At 61.2% G+C, this 15728-nt stretch carries 15 protein-coding genes and 1 tRNA gene; 14 read left to right on the top strand and 2 right to left on the bottom strand.

Going from position 1 to position 15728, the window contains the following annotated elements; translation table 11 throughout:
- Positions 1 to 13: 13 nt before the first annotated feature.
- The 12 genes from FJ954_RS25600 (at position 14) to FJ954_RS25545 (ending at position 12998) form a co-directional block, all read left to right on the top strand.
- On the top strand, positions 14 to 745 hold the full coding sequence (locus tag FJ954_RS25600; protein ID WP_140664207.1) for a peptidase: 732 nt from the start codon (positions 14 to 16) through the stop codon (positions 743 to 745).
- Between the two features lie 113 nt (positions 746 to 858).
- Positions 859 to 2271: a pyridoxal-dependent decarboxylase gene (locus tag FJ954_RS25595; RefSeq protein WP_140664205.1), complete on the top strand. Its 1413-nt coding sequence runs from the start codon at positions 859 to 861 to the stop codon at positions 2269 to 2271.
- A gap of 127 nt (positions 2272 to 2398) precedes the next feature.
- Positions 2399 to 3166, top strand: coding sequence for a DeoR/GlpR family DNA-binding transcription regulator (locus FJ954_RS25590; protein WP_015317731.1), 768 nt, complete (start codon positions 2399 to 2401; stop codon positions 3164 to 3166).
- A gap of 126 nt (positions 3167 to 3292) precedes the next feature.
- The gene (gene glpD, locus FJ954_RS25585) at positions 3293 to 4819 is read left to right on the top strand and encodes a glycerol-3-phosphate dehydrogenase (protein WP_140616337.1); all 1527 of its coding nucleotides are present in this window, start codon (positions 3293 to 3295) and stop codon (positions 4817 to 4819) included.
- Positions 4820 to 4862: 43 nt separating this feature from the next.
- Positions 4863 to 5942 carry an ABC transporter ATP-binding protein gene (locus tag FJ954_RS25580; protein ID WP_140664202.1) on the top strand — a complete coding sequence of 360 codons (1080 nt, stop codon included), beginning with the start codon at positions 4863 to 4865 and terminating at the stop codon, positions 5940 to 5942.
- Between the two features lie 10 nt (positions 5943 to 5952).
- Positions 5953 to 7020: an ABC transporter ATP-binding protein gene (locus FJ954_RS25575; protein WP_015317734.1), complete on the top strand. Its 1068-nt coding sequence runs from the start codon at positions 5953 to 5955 to the stop codon at positions 7018 to 7020.
- Complete coding sequence (locus tag FJ954_RS25570) at positions 7021 to 7887, top strand: sugar ABC transporter permease (protein ID WP_027044598.1); 867 nt, start codon at positions 7021 to 7023, stop codon at positions 7885 to 7887. It abuts the gene before it with no gap.
- Between the two features lies 1 nt (position 7888).
- Positions 7889 to 8806 carry a carbohydrate ABC transporter permease gene (locus tag FJ954_RS25565; protein ID WP_140664199.1) on the top strand — a complete coding sequence of 306 codons (918 nt, stop codon included), beginning with the start codon at positions 7889 to 7891 and terminating at the stop codon, positions 8804 to 8806.
- Between the two features lie 2 nt (positions 8807 to 8808).
- The gene (locus tag FJ954_RS25560; RefSeq protein WP_140664195.1) at positions 8809 to 9096 is read left to right on the top strand and encodes a DUF2160 domain-containing protein; all 288 of its coding nucleotides are present in this window, start codon (positions 8809 to 8811) and stop codon (positions 9094 to 9096) included.
- A 79-nt stretch (positions 9097 to 9175) separates the two neighbouring features.
- Positions 9176 to 10903, top strand: a complete 1728-nt coding sequence (locus tag FJ954_RS25555; RefSeq protein ID WP_015317738.1) for an ABC transporter substrate-binding protein — start codon at positions 9176 to 9178, stop codon at positions 10901 to 10903.
- A gap of 91 nt (positions 10904 to 10994) precedes the next feature.
- On the top strand, positions 10995 to 12488 hold the full coding sequence (gene glpK, locus FJ954_RS25550; RefSeq protein ID WP_140664191.1) for a glycerol kinase GlpK: 1494 nt from the start codon (positions 10995 to 10997) through the stop codon (positions 12486 to 12488).
- 33 nt (positions 12489 to 12521) lie between these two features.
- A complete protein-coding gene (locus tag FJ954_RS25545) occupies positions 12522 to 12998 on the top strand; it encodes a DUF6882 domain-containing protein (RefSeq protein WP_140664188.1) in 477 nt (158 codons plus the stop codon).
- A gap of 105 nt (positions 12999 to 13103) precedes the next feature.
- On the opposite strand, the gene FJ954_RS25540 is transcribed toward FJ954_RS25545, so the two are convergent.
- Positions 13104 to 13574 carry a BA14K family protein gene (locus FJ954_RS25540; RefSeq protein WP_140664185.1) on the bottom strand — a complete coding sequence of 157 codons (471 nt, stop codon included), beginning with the start codon at positions 13572 to 13574 and terminating at the stop codon, positions 13104 to 13106.
- A 262-nt stretch (positions 13575 to 13836) separates the two neighbouring features.
- Between FJ954_RS25540 and FJ954_RS25535 the strand changes: the two genes are divergently transcribed.
- Positions 13837 to 13912: transfer RNA gene (locus tag FJ954_RS25535), tRNA-Lys, on the top strand.
- Positions 13913 to 13975: 63 nt separating this feature from the next.
- Here FJ954_RS25535 and FJ954_RS31735 read toward each other — a convergent pair.
- Entirely contained in the window at positions 13976 to 14461 is a 486-nt protein-coding gene (locus tag FJ954_RS31735) for a hypothetical protein (protein ID WP_181166521.1), read from the bottom strand.
- Between the two features lie 178 nt (positions 14462 to 14639).
- Here FJ954_RS31735 and FJ954_RS25520 point away from each other — a divergent pair, with 178 nt between their 5' ends.
- The gene (locus FJ954_RS25520; protein WP_140664182.1) at positions 14640 to 15701 is read left to right on the top strand and encodes a glycosyltransferase family 4 protein; all 1062 of its coding nucleotides are present in this window, start codon (positions 14640 to 14642) and stop codon (positions 15699 to 15701) included.
- Positions 15702 to 15728: the final 27 nt, after the last annotated feature.

The raw sequence follows: 15728 nt of genomic DNA, 5'->3' as shown, positions 1-15728 counted from the left end.
CTTAAGAGATTCCATGACCTATTGCGTCGGCCTCAAGATCGATCGCGGGCTCGTGTTCATGTCGGACACGCGCACCAATGCCGGTATGGATTCGATCTCGACCTTCAAGAAGATGCATGTCTGGGAACAGCCGGGCGAGCGCGTCATCGTGCTGATGTCGGCTGGCAACCTGGCGACGACACAGGCCGTGGTCAGCCTGCTCGACGAGCGCACAAAGGCGGTGACCGACCGCCATGAGAAGCTGCTCGAGACGCCATCCATGTACCAGACGGTGCGGCTGCTCGGCGACACGGTGAAGGAAGTGATCGCGCAATCGTCGCCCGCCGGCGAGAAGGCCGATTCCTATTTCAATGCTTCCTTCATCCTGGGCGGGCAGATCAAGGGCAGCCCGCCACGCCTGTTCATGATCTACCCCGAAGGCAATTTCATTGAGTCGACCGAGGACACGCCGTTCTTCCAGATCGGAGAAACCAAGTACGGCAAGCCGATCATCATTCGCGCCTACGAAAAGACGATGAGCCTGGCCGAGACGGTGAAACTGCTTCTGGTGTCGTTCGATTCGACGCTGAAGTCGAACCTGTCGGTCGGCCTGCCGCTCGACCTGCTTTTCCTGGAGCAGGACGCCTTTCAGGTCGGCCTTAAGAAGCGGATCGGCCAGGACGAACAGTATTATCGCACGATCTCCGATGGATGGTCGAATGCGCTGAAGACGGCCTTCGCCAGCCTGCCGGATTTTCCTGGCTAGTCCGCATATCTCGCGCCCGTCGGCGGCTTCAAATATTTCACATGGCGACTAATATCCGATTTTGAGGAGCCGGCGGCTACCACCGGCAGCGAATGACCTGTCGGGAGGACAAGATGAACAATGATGATTTCCGGCAATGGTCGCAACGCGCCGCCGATTGGGGCGCCGACTATCGCAACAATTTGCGTGAGCGGCCGGTGCGGCCGCTGATCGAGCCGGGCGACATTTTCAGGAGCATCGAGGCGTCGCCGCCCGAAGACGCGGAGTCGATGGACAGGATTTTCGCCGATTTCCAAGAGAAGATCGTGCCGGGGATGACGCATTGGCAGCACCCGCGCTTCTTCGCCTATTTCCCGGCCAACGCGGCGCCGGTCTCGGTGGTGGCTGAATATCTGGTGTCGGCGATGGCCGCGCAATGCATGCTCTGGCAGACCTCGCCGGCGGCGACCGAGCTTGAAATGCGGACCGTCGACTGGATGCGCCAGGCGCTCGGCCTGCCGGAAGGATTCTCCGGCGTTATCCAGGATTCGGCCTCGTCGGCGACACTCAACGCGGTGTTGACGATGCGCGAGCGGGCGCTGGACTGGCAAGGCAACAAAAAAGGATTGGCCGGGCAGGGCCGGTTGCGCATCTATTCCTCCGACCAGGTGCACACTTCGATCGATCGGGCGATCTGGGTGTCAGGCATAGGCGAGGACAATCTCGTGCGCATTCCGGTCGCCGGCCGTTTTCGCGCCATGGACGCAGCCGCACTCGACGCGGCAATCGTCGCCGACCGCGCGGCCGGCATGTTGCCCGCCGGCATCATCGCCAGCGTCGGCGGCACCAGCACCGGGGGCACGGACGATATTGCAGCAATTGCGGCGGTCGCCGGTCGGCATGGGCTCTACCTGCATGTCGATGCCGCCTGGGCCGGGTCGGCGATGATCTGCCCGGAGTACCGGCATTTCTGGGCCGGCGCCGAGCTGGCGGATTCCATCGTCTTCAACCCCCACAAATGGCTGGGCGCGCAATTCGACTGCTCGATGCAGTTCATTCGCCAGCCCGAGGACCTCGTTCGCACGCTGGCCATCAAGCCCGAATTCCTTAAGACACATGGCCGCGACGGCATCATCAACTATTCCGAATGGTCGGTGCCGCTTGGTCGGCGCTTCCGGGCGCTGAAGCTTTGGTTTCTGCTGCGCGCGCATGGACTGGAAAACCTGCGAACCATGATCCGCAATCATGTCGCCTGGAGCGAGGGCCTTGCCGCTCGGCTGGCAAGGGAGGTGGATTTCGAGATCGTCACCGAGCCGATGCTGTCGCTGTTTTCGTTCCGGCACAAGGCTACCTCGGGCGCCGATGCCGACGAGCACAATCTGCGGCTCGTCAATGCGATCAACGACGATGGCCGCATCTACCTGACGCAAACGAAGGTCGATGGAAAGGTGGCGATCCGCTTCCAGGTCGGCCAGTTCGACGCGACGGCGGGAGACGTCGATGCCGCTTTCACCGCCATTACTGAAATTGCGCGTGCCACGGCCTGAAAAGGCTGGATGAAGGTGGCACCGAGGTTCACCCGTACAATCATCAGATTTCGTTAGCCGGCTTGCACCTTTTCATCGGTTTCGTTTTCTATTATAAGCAAAAAAAACGAAAACGGGAGCTTGCCTTATGTATCTGTCGCCGCGCCATGCCGAGATCATCCAGATGGCCAAGGACAACGGCCGCGTGCTGGTCGATGACCTGGCCACGCATTTCAACGTGACGCCACAGACCATACGCAAGGACCTCAACGATTTGTGCGACCAGCGGCTGCTTTCGCGTGTCCATGGCGGCGCCTTGTTCCCGTCCGGTATCGAGAACATGGAGTATGAAGCCAGGCGCAAGATCGCGGCCGACGAGAAGGAAGCGATAGGCCGCGCGGCGGCCAGGCTGATCCCCGACAACGCCTCGCTGTTCATCAACATCGGCACCACGACAGAGGCGGTCAGCAAGGCGCTACTCGATCACGACGGCCTGATGGTCATCACCAATAACATCAATGTTGCCAATAGGATGCGCATCTATCCCTCGATCGAGGTGGTGATTGCGGGCGGCGTGGTGCGCGGCTCCGACGGGGGTGTTGTCGGCGAGGCGGCGGTCGATTTCATCAGGCAGTTCAAGGTCGACTACGCTGTCATCGGCGCCTCGGCTATCGATCATGATGGCGCGCTGCTCGATTTTGATTTCCGCGAGGTGAAGGTGGCGCAAGCGATCATCGCCAACGCCAGGCACGTCATCCTGGTTTCCGACCAGACCAAGTTCGAACGCACGGCGCCTGTGCGTATCGGCCATCTGTCGCAGGTCAACACCTTCATCACCGATCGCTGCGACATCCCGTCCGTGCGCAAGATCTGCCAGGAGGCCGAGGTTCAGCTCATCGAGACGTCGCTTGGCTGACGCAATTCACGGTCTTCTCACAGGCGTGTGATATTTCGTTTGACATTCGTTATGAGTTCGAAATAATTCCGCCACGGTTTCGCAAAAGAGCAAAAATGGTGCAATGCGAAATCGTGGAGGAGCTAGGTGGACACATCTTCAGTCCGGGACATTTTCGTCATAGGTGGCGGCATCAACGGCTGCGGCATCGCCCGCGATGCCGTGGGACGCGGGTTCTCGGTCTTTCTCGCCGAAATGAACGATCTCGCCAGCGGAACCTCGTCCGGTTCGACCAAGCTGATCCATGGCGGGCTGCGCTATCTCGAATTCTATGAATTCCGCCTGGTGCGCGAGGCGCTGATGGAGCGCGAGGTTCTGTGGAAGAACGCTCCGCACATCATCTGGCCGATGCGCTTCGTGCTGCCCTATGCCAAGGGCCTGCGCCCGGCCTGGCTGATCCGGCTCGGCCTTTTCCTTTACGACCACATCGGCGGGCGCAAGTTGCTGCCGGCGACCAGAACGCTCGACATGGCAAGCGACCCGGCGGGCAAGCCTTTGAAGCCGCTGTTCAAAAAGGCTTTCGAATATTCGGATGGCTGGGTCAACGACGCGCGGCTGGTGGCGCTGAATGCTCGTGACGCCGCTGACCGGGGCGCAACGATCCGGACTCGCACCAAAGTGGTTGGAGCGCGCCGCGAGGGCGGAATCTGGGCGATAAAGATCGAGGACCTGCGGACCGGCGAGACCGACGAGGTCAAGGCACGGTTGCTGGTCAATGCGGCGGGTCCTTGGGTCGACCACGTGCTGTCCGGCGTCGTCGGCCTCAACGACGTGCACAATGTCCGCCTCGTGCAGGGCAGCCACATCGTCATCGCCAAGAAGTTCGACGACCCGCGCGCCTATTTCTTCCAGAACAGGGACGGCCGCATCATCTTCGCCATCCCCTACGAGGACGAGTTCACGCTGATCGGCACCACCGACCAGGATTATCCCGGCGACCCACATGATGTGAGGATCAGCGACACCGAGATCGACTATCTCTGTGCCGCGGCGAGCGAGTATTTCGCGGTTCCCGTCAAGCGTTCCGACATCGTCTGGACCTATTCGGCCGTGCGTCCGCTCTACGATGACGGCGCCTCCAAGGCGCAGGAAGCGACACGTGACTATGTGCTGAAGGCGGATGGCGGCGACGGCGCCGCGCCGCTGGTCAACGCGTTTGGCGGCAAGATCACCACCTACCGCCGGCTGTCGGAATCGATGCTGGAGAAGATCGAAGGTTTTCTCGGCAAGCGCGGCAAGCCGTGGACATCAGATGCGCCGCTGCCGGGCGGCGATTTTCCGGCCACGGGTTTCGATGCGCAGGTGGCGAAGCTGAAAAGCGCCTATCCTTTCCTCGACCAGCGCTTGGCGCGCCGGCTGACGAGGCTCTATGGAACGCGTGTACAGGTGCTGCTCGGCTTGGCCAAGTCGATCGCCGATCTCGGCCGCAATTTCGGTGGCGATCTCCACGAAGCCGAGGTGCGCTATCTCGTCGAAAACGAATGGGCTGTCACGGCGGAAGACGTGCTGTGGCGGCGGACCAAGCGCGGCCTGCATCTTAACCGCGAGCAGGTCGCGGCACTCGATGAATTCATGCGCGGCATAAGCCGGCAGCACGTCGCGGCCGCCGAATGAAGAGGGGTTTTGAGCTGATGCGGAAAGCCTGGGAGGAGGCGTCATGCTGGAACTGAGGAACGTCACCAAGACGGTCGGTGCGGTCGAGCACATCCGCGACGTGTCGCTGACGCTTCAGCACGGCTCGCTCAACGTTTTGCTCGGGCCCACGCTTTCAGGCAAGACCAGCCTGATGCGGCTGATGGCCGGCCTCGATGTGCCGACCTCCGGCTCGGTCTGGTTCGATGGCCGGAATGTCACTGGCACGCCTGTGCAGAAGCGCAAGATCGCCATGGTCTACCAGCAGTTCATCAATTATCCGGCGATGACCGTCTATGACAATATCGCCTCACCCCTCAAGGTGGCCGGCGTCGAGCAGGGCAAGATCGACAGCCAGGTGCGCGAAGCGGCGGCACTCCTCAAACTGACCCCCTATCTCGACCGCACGCCCCTCAGTCTGTCGGGCGGGCAGCAGCAGCGCACCGCGCTGGCGCGCGCCATCGTCAAGAATGCCAGCCTTGTGCTGCTCGACGAACCGCTCGCCAATCTCGACTACAAATTGCGGGAGGAATTGCGAGCCGAACTGCCGAGGATATTCGCGGCCGCCGGTACCATCTTCGTCTATGCCACCACCGAGCCACATGAGGCCCTGCTGCTCGGCGGCAATACGGCAACGCTGTCGGAAGGCCGCATCACCCAGTTCGGGCCGACCATCGACGTATTCCGCAAGCCGGTCGACCTGGTGACGGCGAGGACCTTCGCCGATCCGCCGCTCAACACCATCGTGCTGGCCAAGAAGGGGGCGGATTTTCTGCTGGAGGGCGGCGTCAAGCTGCCGGTACCCGCTGATCTCGTCGGCATCGCCGATGCGAACTATACGGTCGGCTTCCAGCCGCACCATCTTTCGCTCGACCGGCCCAATGCCTCCGCGGTGCCGGTGCGGGCGAAGGTCACCATCACGGAAATCACCGGGTCCGAAAGCTTCATCCATCTCGACTTTGCCGATGTGCGCTGGGTGATGTTGACCCATGGCATCAGGGATTTCGAGACAGACGCGGTGGTCGAAGTGTTCATCGATCCACGTCACATCATGGTCTTCGACGAGCACGGCCGGGCCGTGACCGCGCCGAAGCTGGCGGCTTGAGGAGGACGATATGGCGCGCATCGACGTCAACCATGTCAGGCATTCCTATCTACCGAACCCGCGCAAGGATGCCGATTTCGCGCTGCGCGAAGTGCATCACACTTTCGAGGATGGTGGTGCCTATGCGCTGCTCGGACCGTCCGGCTGCGGCAAGACCACGCTGCTCAACATCATATCGGGGCTGCTGCATCCCTCGCATGGCCAGTTGCTGTTCAACGGCAGGGACGTGACCAATCTGTCGACGCAGGAGCGCAATATCGCGCAGGTGTTCCAGTTCCCGGTCATCTACGACACCATGACGGTCTATGACAATCTGGCGTTCCCGCTACGCAATCGCGGCGTACCGGAGGCAGATGTCGACCGCAAGGTGCGCGAGACGCTGGAGATGATCGACCTGGCGTCCTGGGCGAAGAAGAAGGCCAGGGGCCTGACCGCCGACCAGAAGCAGAAGATCTCGCTCGGCCGCGGCCTGGTGCGCTCGGACGTCAACGCCATCCTGTTCGACGAGCCGCTGACCGTCATCGACCCGCATATGAAGTGGGTGCTGCGCTCGCAATTGAAACAGCTTCATCGCCGCTTCGGCTACACGATGGTGTATGTCACCCACGACCAGACCGAGGCGCTGACCTTCGCTGACCAGGTCGTCGTCATGTATGATGGCGGCATCGTGCAGATCGGCACGCCGGCCGAACTGTTCGAGCGGCCGCGCCATACCTTTGTCGGTTATTTCATCGGTTCGCCGGGCATGAACGTCATGCCTGTGGCGATCGACGGCAAGACGGCGACGCTCGGCTCGCAGCGTATCGAACTGCCGGGCGCGCCCAAAGCCGCCGGCGGCGCCGTCGAACTCGGCATTCGCCCCGAATATGTGCGGCTCGGCCGGGACGGCATGGCCGTCTCGATCACCAAGGTCGAGGATGTCGGCCGCCACAAGGTGGTTCGCGCCAAGCTGGAAGGCAGGGACATCGCTGCCGTCATCGGTGAGGACGAGACCGTGCCAGCCGAACCGAAGGTGCGGTTCGATCCGGCCGGCATCAACATCTATGCCGATTCCTGGCGTGTCGAGATGGGGGCATAGATGGACAAGACCTGGAACAACAAGGCCTGGTTCCTCGTGCTCCCGGTGCTGGTGCTGGTGGCCTTCACCGCCGTCATCCCGCTGATGACGGTGGTCAACTATTCGGTGCAGGACACGTTCGGCAACAATGTCTTTACCTGGGCCGGCACCGAATGGTTCGAGGAACTGCTTTCATCCAGCCGCTTCTGGGAAGCGATGGTTCGCAACCTGATCTTTTCCTTTATCATCCTGGCGATCGAGGTGCCGCTCGGCATCTTCATCGCGCTCAACATGCCGAAGAAGGGCTGGGGCGTGCCGGTCTGCCTGGTGCTGATGTCGCTGCCACTGCTGATCCCGTGGAATGTCGTCGGCACCATCTGGCAGGTGTTCGGACGCAACGACATCGGACTGTTGGGCTATTACCTTAACGCGATCGGCATCGACTACAATTACGTGCAGGATCCGTTCGATGCCTGGGTGACGATCATCGTCATGGATGTCTGGCACTGGACCAGCCTTGTCGTGCTGCTCTGCTACGCCGGGCTGGTCTCGATCCCCGATGCCTTCTACCAGGCGGCAAAGATCGACGGGGCCTCGCGCTGGGCGGTATTCCGCTACATCCAGCTGCCGAAGATGCAGCGCGTGCTTTTGATCGCCGTGCTGCTGCGCTTCATGGACAGTTTCATGATCTACACCGAACCGTTCGTCGTCACCGGCGGCGGGCCGGGCAACTCGACGACCTTCCTGTCGATCGACCTCGTCAAGACGGCGCTCGGCCAGTTCGACCTTGGCCCGGCGGCCGCCATGTCGCTGGTCTACTTCCTCATCATCCTGTTGTTGTCATGGGTGTTCTACACCGTGATGACCAATTACGACGCGGAGCGCTGAAATGGCTGGCGCCAATGAACGAACCGAGCGCAATGCGATGAACGGGACCGCCTCGGAAAGTCTCGCCGGTACACTGTCGCAGAGCGATCTCGACAGGCGCATGCGCCGGCGCGGCGAGGAATCGCGCTGGTGGTGGATCGTGCCGACGCTCTACATCATCGTACTTCTGCTGCCGATTTACTGGCTCATCAATATGAGCTTCAAGACCAATGCCGAGATCGTCAACTCGATGACGCTCTACCCGCACACGCCGACAATCGCCAACTACGTCACCATCTTCACGCAGAGGGCTTGGTATTCCGGCTACATCAACTCGATCACCTATGTCGTCATGAACATGTTGATTTCGGTGTCGGTGGCGCTGCCTGCGGCTTACGCTTTCTCGCGCTATCGTTTCCTCGGCGATAAGCATCTATTCTTCTGGCTGCTGACCAACCGCATGGCGCCGCCGGCCGTGTTCGCACTGCCGTTCTTCCAGCTCTATTCGGCCTTCGGCCTCATCGACACGCACATTGCGGTGGCGCTGGCGCACTGCCTGTTCAACGTGCCGCTGGCGGTGTGGATCCTCGAAGGCTTCATGTCGGGCGTGCCGAAGGAGATCGATGAAACCGCCTATATCGACGGCTATTCGTTCCCGCGCTTCTTTGTCAGGATATTCATGCCGCTGATCGCCAGCGGCATCGGCGTCGCCTGCTTCTTCTGCTTCATGTTCTCATGGGTGGAACTGTTGATCGCGCGCACACTGACCACCACCGACGCCAAGCCGATCGCCGCCACCATGACGCGCACCGTATCGGCCGCCGGCATGGACTGGGGCCTCCTTGCCGCAGCCGGCGTGCTGACGCTGATCCCTGGTGCGCTGGTCATCTGGTTTGTCCGCAACTATATCGCCAAGGGCTTCGCCCTGGGGAGGGTATGATCATGAATCTCGACCTCTCCTGGATGGCGTGGACGTGGCCGACGGCCGCTTTCTTCGCCACCATTTTTCTGTTGCTGTGCGGCATGGCCGCTTGGGAATACGCCTCGCCAGGCGGCAATCCGCGCGTCGGCATGCTGCGCTTCGAGACGACACGCGGCGATCGCCTGTTTCTGTCGCTGCTTGGCAGTGCCTTTATTCATCTCGCTTGGCTGGGTCTCGTCGGATCCAACCTTTGGTGGGCTCTCGCTCTCTCCGTGGTCTACGCCGTCGGCGTGTTCCGCTACGTATAGAGGGGGAAACTGTTGGAGCGGCCGCGTGCCGGCGACTGCTCCAGATCGCACTTGAAACTTAAAACTGTGGAGGAAACTAATGCGACGGCAATTTTTAACGTCAACGACCGCCCTTGTCCTGTTGCTGGGGGCAGGCAATGCCTATGCCGGAATGGACGAAGCCAAGTCCTTCCTGGACAAGGAAATCGGCCCCCTGTCGACGCTTTCGCGCGCCGATCAGGAAGCCGAAATGCAATGGTTCATCGACGCCGCCAAGCCGTTCGCCGGCATGGACATCAAGGTCGTCTCTGAAACCATCGCCACCCACCAGTATGAATCGCAGGTGCTGGCGCCGGCCTTTACCGCCATCACCGGCATCAAGATCACACATGACGTTATCCAGGAAGGCGACGTCGTTGAGAAGATCCAGACGCAGATGCAGACCGGCCAGAACCTCTACGACGGCTGGGTCAACGATTCCGACCTGATCGGCACCCACTGGCGCTACCAGCAGGTGCGCAATCTGACCGACTGGATGGCGGGTGAGGGCAAGGACGTCACCAATCCGAACCTGGACCTGAAGGACTTCATCGGCACCTCGTTCACGACGGCTCCCGACAAGAAGCTCTACCAACTGCCCGATCAGCAGTTCGCCAACCTCTACTGGTTCCGTTACGACTGGTTCAACGACGAGAAGAACAAGGCCGACTTCAAGGCGAAATACGGCTACGACCTCGGCGTTCCGGTCAATTGGTCGGCGTATGAGGACATCGCCGAATTCTTCACCGGTCGCGAGATAGACGGCAAGAAGGTCTATGGCCACATGGACTACGGCAAGAAGGACCCGTCGCTGGGCTGGCGGTTCACCGACGCCTGGCTGTCGATGGCCGGCAATGGCGACAAGGGCCTGCCGAATGGCTTGCCGGTCGACGAGTGGGGCATCAAGGTCGACGAGAATTCACGCCCTGTCGGCTCCTGCACCGCCCGCGGCGGCGATACCAATGGTCCTGCGGCGGTCTATTCGATCCAGAAGTATCTCGACTGGTTGAAAGCCTACGCGCCTGCCGAAGCGCAAGGCATGACCTTCTCTGAATCCGGCCCGGTGCCGGCGCAAGGGGCGGTTGCCCAGCAGATCTTCTGGTACACCGCCTTCACCGCTTCGATGGTCGACGCCGGCGCCAAGGCGGTGCTGAACGACGATGGCACGCCGAAGTGGCGCATGGCGCCGTCGCCGCACGGCGTCTACTGGAAGGACGGCATGAAGCTCGGCTACCAGGACGTGGGTTCCTGGACGCTGATGAAGTCGACGCCGACCGATCGCGCCAAGGCCGCCTGGCTTTACGCGCAATTCGTCACCTCGAAGACCGTGGACGTGAAGAAGAGCCATGTCGGCCTGACTTTCATCCGCGAGAGTACTATCCACGACAAGAGCTTCACCGAACGTGCGCCGAAGCTCGGCGGCCTGATCGAGTTCTACCGCTCACCCGCCCGTGTGCAGTGGTCCCCGACCGGCACCAACGTGCCTGACTATCCGAAGCTGGCTCAGCTCTGGTGGCAGGCAATCGGCGATGCGTCGTCCGGAGCCAAGACGGCGCAGGAAGCGATGGACTCGCTCTGCGGCGAGCAGGAGAAGGTCATGAGCCGCATCGAGAAATCGGGTGTCCAGGGCGATATCGGCCCGAAGATGGCCGAAGAGCATGATCTCGCCTACTGGAACGCCGACGCGGTCAAGAAGGGCAATCTCGCGCCTCAGCTCAAGATCGAGAACGAGAAGGAAAAGCCGGTCACCATCAACTACGACGAACTGGTCAAGAGCTGGCAAAAGTAAGACGATCTATGCGGGCGTTCGCGCCCGTGTGAAATTGAGGGAGGCGGCGCGTTGCCGTCTCCCTTCTTTTTGTTAAGGCGGAGGATGCAGAATGAGCGGTTTGGTGCTTGCGATCGACCAGGGAACGACATCGACACGGGCGATCCTGTTCGACGGCACGATGAATGTCGCAGGCAGCGGGCAGAAGGAATTCGCCCAGCACTATCCGGCCTCAGGCTGGGTCGAACACGACCCGGAGGAGATCTGGTCGAGCGTCATTGAGACGGTGAGGGCCGCGCTGAAGAATGCCGGCCGCGACGCTTCGGATGTGGCTGCGATCGGCATCACCAACCAGCGCGAGACGGTCGTCATCTGGGACAAAGCGACCGGCAAACCGATTCACAACGCCATTGTCTGGCAGGACCGGCGCACCGCTCCGCTATGCCAGAAGCTCAGGAAGCAGGGGCTTGAGAAGAAATTCACCCGCAAGACCGGCCTGCTGCTCGACCCCTATTTCTCCGGCACCAAGATCGCCTGGATGCTGGACAAGGTGAAGGGCGCGAGGAAGCGTGCCGAGAAGGGCGAGCTGCTCGCCGGCACCATCGACAGCTTTTTGATCTGGCGGCTGACCGGCGGCAAGGTTCACGCCACGGATGCCACCAACGCGTCGCGCACGCTGGTCTACAACATTGCGGAGAATGCCTGGGACGAAGAGCTGCTGGCCATCCTGCGCATCCCCGCCGCGATGCTGCCCGAAGTCAAGGATTGCGCCGATGATTATGGAATAACAGAGAAAAACCTGTTTGGCGCCGAAATCAGAATCCTCGGCGTTGCCGGCGACCAGCATGCCGCGACGATTGGCCAGGCCTGCTTCGAGCCGGGCATGATGAAATCCACCTATGGCACCGGCTGTTTTGCGTTGCTCAACACCGGCAGCGACCTGGTGCGGTCGAAGAACCGACTCTTGACCACCATTGCCTATCGGCTGAACGGCAAGACCACCTATGCGCTGGAAGGCTCGATCTTCATCGCTGGGGCTGCCGTGCAATGGCTGCGCGACGGCATCAAGGTGATCGGCAAGGCAGAACAGAGCGGCAAACTCGCGGCGGAAGCCGATCCGACGCAGAACGTCTATCTGGTGCCGGCCTTTGTCGGGCTCGGTGCGCCGCACTGGGATGCCGAGGCGCGGGGCGCGATTTTCGGATTGACCCGCAACACCGGACCGGCGGAGTTTGCCCGCGCGGCACTGGAATCCGTCGCCTACCAGACCCGCGACCTGCTCAACGCCATGCACAAGGATTGGAAGGGCGCCAAGGCAAAGACAGTGCTCAGGGTCGATGGCGGGATGGTGGCGTCGGACTGGACCATGCAGCGCCTGGCCGACATTCTCGACGCGCCGGTCGATCGGCCGACAATTCTGGAGACGACCGCGCTGGGGGCGGCGTGGCTTGCCGGTTCGAAGGCCGGCGTATGGCCGAAGGCGCGGGAATTCGCGAAGACCTGGGCCCTGGAGCGGCGGTTCGTGCCCGACATGGAATCCGCTACCCGGTCCGTCAAATTGGCGGGCTGGCGCGACGCTGTGCGCCGGACATTGAGCGTGCCATAATCGCCTTGAGGTGAGGGTCTGGCGAGGGGGAAAATGACGCCAGAATGGTATCGCAACTGGTGCGCGGAGGCATTCGAACAGCTTACCGCGAAGAACGCCCGTCTGGAGAAGGATTTCCACTTGGGGCACTGGCCGCGCTATGACTACGACCTGACAGCGGGGAAGCTGCTGTTTTCACAGGAAGGAAAGGTCGCGGTCGTCGCCGAAATCCAGATCGCGGGTTCCACGAGCACAATGGCTGGCAACTGGCTGTGGGCCTGGGCGAACTCCAACCTGCCCGACGAACTCCTTGCGGACGCAAAGCAGGTCCGATCCTTCGGGGAACAGAACGGCATCGACGAGCTGGCGCAGGCTTACGTGGTCGATACCGACGACGACCTCGAAGCACTCGGATGGGAACTCAGCGGGGCTATGGTACGGATTTGCGACGCTGTTGGAGCGTACCGCTCTCCCCGCGGCAAAGTCGGCGGTCTTTACCTGGTTATCAAGAGCCTGAGCTGGGCCAGCTGACAAACGCGACCACTGCCAACCATGTTAGGATAGACGCGACAAGGCCCGCGTCTTCTATACACGGGCCTTTACTCACCATTATCAGCTACTGATACTCAACAGGGATCAGTAAGGGGAGCGGCACTCCCGACGAGGACCATTGTTCGGCTGGAAGGTGTTGTCGGAAGCGCGATAGCTCCGATAATGATCGTAGCACCACTGAACGTGCGAGTTGCCTTCATAGACGCGGTTGTTCTCGTTGTTGACAATCGCGCCGGTGATCAGCGCGCCAGTCGCGAAGGCGGCCAGCGGGAACCAGTAGTCGCCATGACGGCGATAGCCGCGGCGATATTCACGATAGCCGCGATGCCCATTCCAATACATGTCACCGTTGCGGCTAAAGCTTCGATTGCGCGAGAAATTGCGGTCGAAGGAGCGGTTTCTCCTCCACTCCCGGTATTGCACCGTCTGTACATCCGGCGCTGCCGCCTGGGAGAGTGGCACGTAGTTGGGCTGGGCGTTGACCGGCACCACCTCCGCCGCGACGAATGTCGCCGAAAGGGTGGCGGCAAGCAGGCCCGTTGTGATTCTATTCATTGGTATTCTCCTCGAGGGTTTGGCGAACGTCCCTTTGGCAAAAAACGACAGTGCGTCGGATTTGTTCCGCCGTGTAGGCAGCCGTTCCCGCACCGAAACCCAAACCGCCGGACTGCTCGCCAGAACCCGGGGGAACAAGCAAGAGGCGGCGAATTAGTCTAGGGCAAAGAGCAGGTTTGGAACCCATCTTTTCCGGTTGACCGGTCGCGGCACTCTCCCTATGTTCCGCGCAATTTCGAGGGCGGCCTTTTCGAGCCCGCGGGAGCGCGTAGCTCAGCCGGTAGAGCAACTGACTTTTAATCAGTAGGTCATGGGTTCGAATCCCATCGCGCTCACCATCGCCAAATGACATGTCAGCGCTTTTGGTTTGCCCATGTATCCTTGCGGCGCTCAACGACCGTTCAGACGCCTCCTGACAGGTGCACGTCCAGAACGGCGGCTTTCTTGGCGATCAGTCCTGTCAGATCCGCGTCGGATCGCTTGGTGCCGGTCCGTTCGCGCAGCAACGAGATGACCGCGCTCATCGAAAGCTGGGCAGTGCGATCGCTCAGGATAGCGTCCACCGCGCCGGCAACATCCGGGGTCTCCGTCGGTGCTCGCATGATCGGTTCCTTTCTGTTCAGGTCGGCCTCGGCGCCGTTGGCCGGTCCCCGCACGCCACGGTCGAAGATGACGGCCAGGCCGTTCTTCACGGCGAGGGCGGCGACCATGTCGTCGAGGTCGTGATCGGAAAGCGCTGGCTCCGAAGGATCGGGCTTCAGGGTTCTGCGGATCACTCGGGCAGCCTGATCAGTCGACACAAAGCCAAAATGCCGTTTTCTGGCCTCGACATATTGCTCGATGATCATGCTCAGGCGCCGCGCTGCGATATCCCTGGGTTGCTGCATCTGGGCCTCCTTCGGCTGCCGCAAGCGCAAGGTCGACAGCACCAGAAGGAAATAGGGCGGCGGATCTACTCAAACAGGGGACGGATCGATCATTCGACGCATCTTGCGCTGATATAGGAACGATCCGGGCCTTGATGCATTTTGGCTCTATGACCAGCTCATTGAGGGACGCCGGGACATGAAGATTGCCCATGTCGCACCACTCTACGAATCGGTGCCGCCACGACTTTACGGGGGTACCGAGCGTATCATCTCGTATCTTACCGAAGCTCTCATCGATCTCGGCCACGAGGTGACGTTGTTTGCCAGCGGCGACACGAAGAGCTCCGCCAAACTGGTGCCATGCCGCGAAAGGGCGCTTCGTCTCGATCCGCGTCCGCTGAAGTCCGAGATCGCGGCACATTTGTCGATGCTCGACGAAGTGCGCAAACGAGCCGACGACTTCGACGTCGTGCATTTCCATCTGAGCCATTTCCTGCATTTCCCGTTTTTCCGTGATATGCCGCAGCGCACAGTGACAACGCCGCATGGCAGGCTGGATTACGCGGACCTCGCGCAAGCCTATGACCGGTTCCCGCGGTTCCCCATGATTTCCATATCCCGCAGCCAGCGGGCGCGGTTCGCATCCGCGAACTGGCTGGCGACGATCCATCACGGGCTGCCGCTTGACCTTTATGAGGCCGATTTCGAGGCCGGTTCGGACGGTACCTACCTTGCTTTTCTCGGCAGAATGTCACGCGACAAGCGGCCGGACCGGGCAATCGAGATTGCCCGCCGAACCGGCCTGAAACTGAAGCTCGCCGCCAAGGTCGGCGATGGCGACCGCGCCTATTTCGAGGAAGTCGTGCAGCCGCTGATCGATGGCGACCGGGTCGAGTATGTCGGCGAGATTGGTGAGGACCAGAAGGCCCGGTTTCTGGGCAATGCGGCCGCCTTGCTGTTTCCCATCGACTGGCCTGAACCCTTCGGGCTTGCGGTGATCGAGGCCATGGCGTGCGGAACCCCGGTCATGGCTTGGAGTTGCGGCGCTATGCCCGAGATCATCGATCATGGGGTCACCGGCTTTGTCGTCGAAACCATCGAAGATGCCGTCGCCTCGATGCCGGCTCTCCTGCAACTCGACAGGCGACGAATAAGAACGGCCTTCGAAAGGCGGTTTTCGGCCGATAGAATGGCCAGGGATTATGTCGAGGCCTATTCGCGGCTGACCACCGGCCACGAAGAGAGCAGGGCCTCATAGATCTTCAACCCGTTCGGAAACCAGCAC

Source organism: Mesorhizobium sp. B2-3-15, from assembly GCF_006442875.1.
In the GTDB taxonomy this organism is placed as follows: Bacteria; Pseudomonadota; Alphaproteobacteria; order Rhizobiales; family Rhizobiaceae; genus Mesorhizobium; species Mesorhizobium australicum.
Note: the sequence above shows the minus strand (reverse complement) of the source record. Positions and strands in the feature narration are given on the sequence as shown.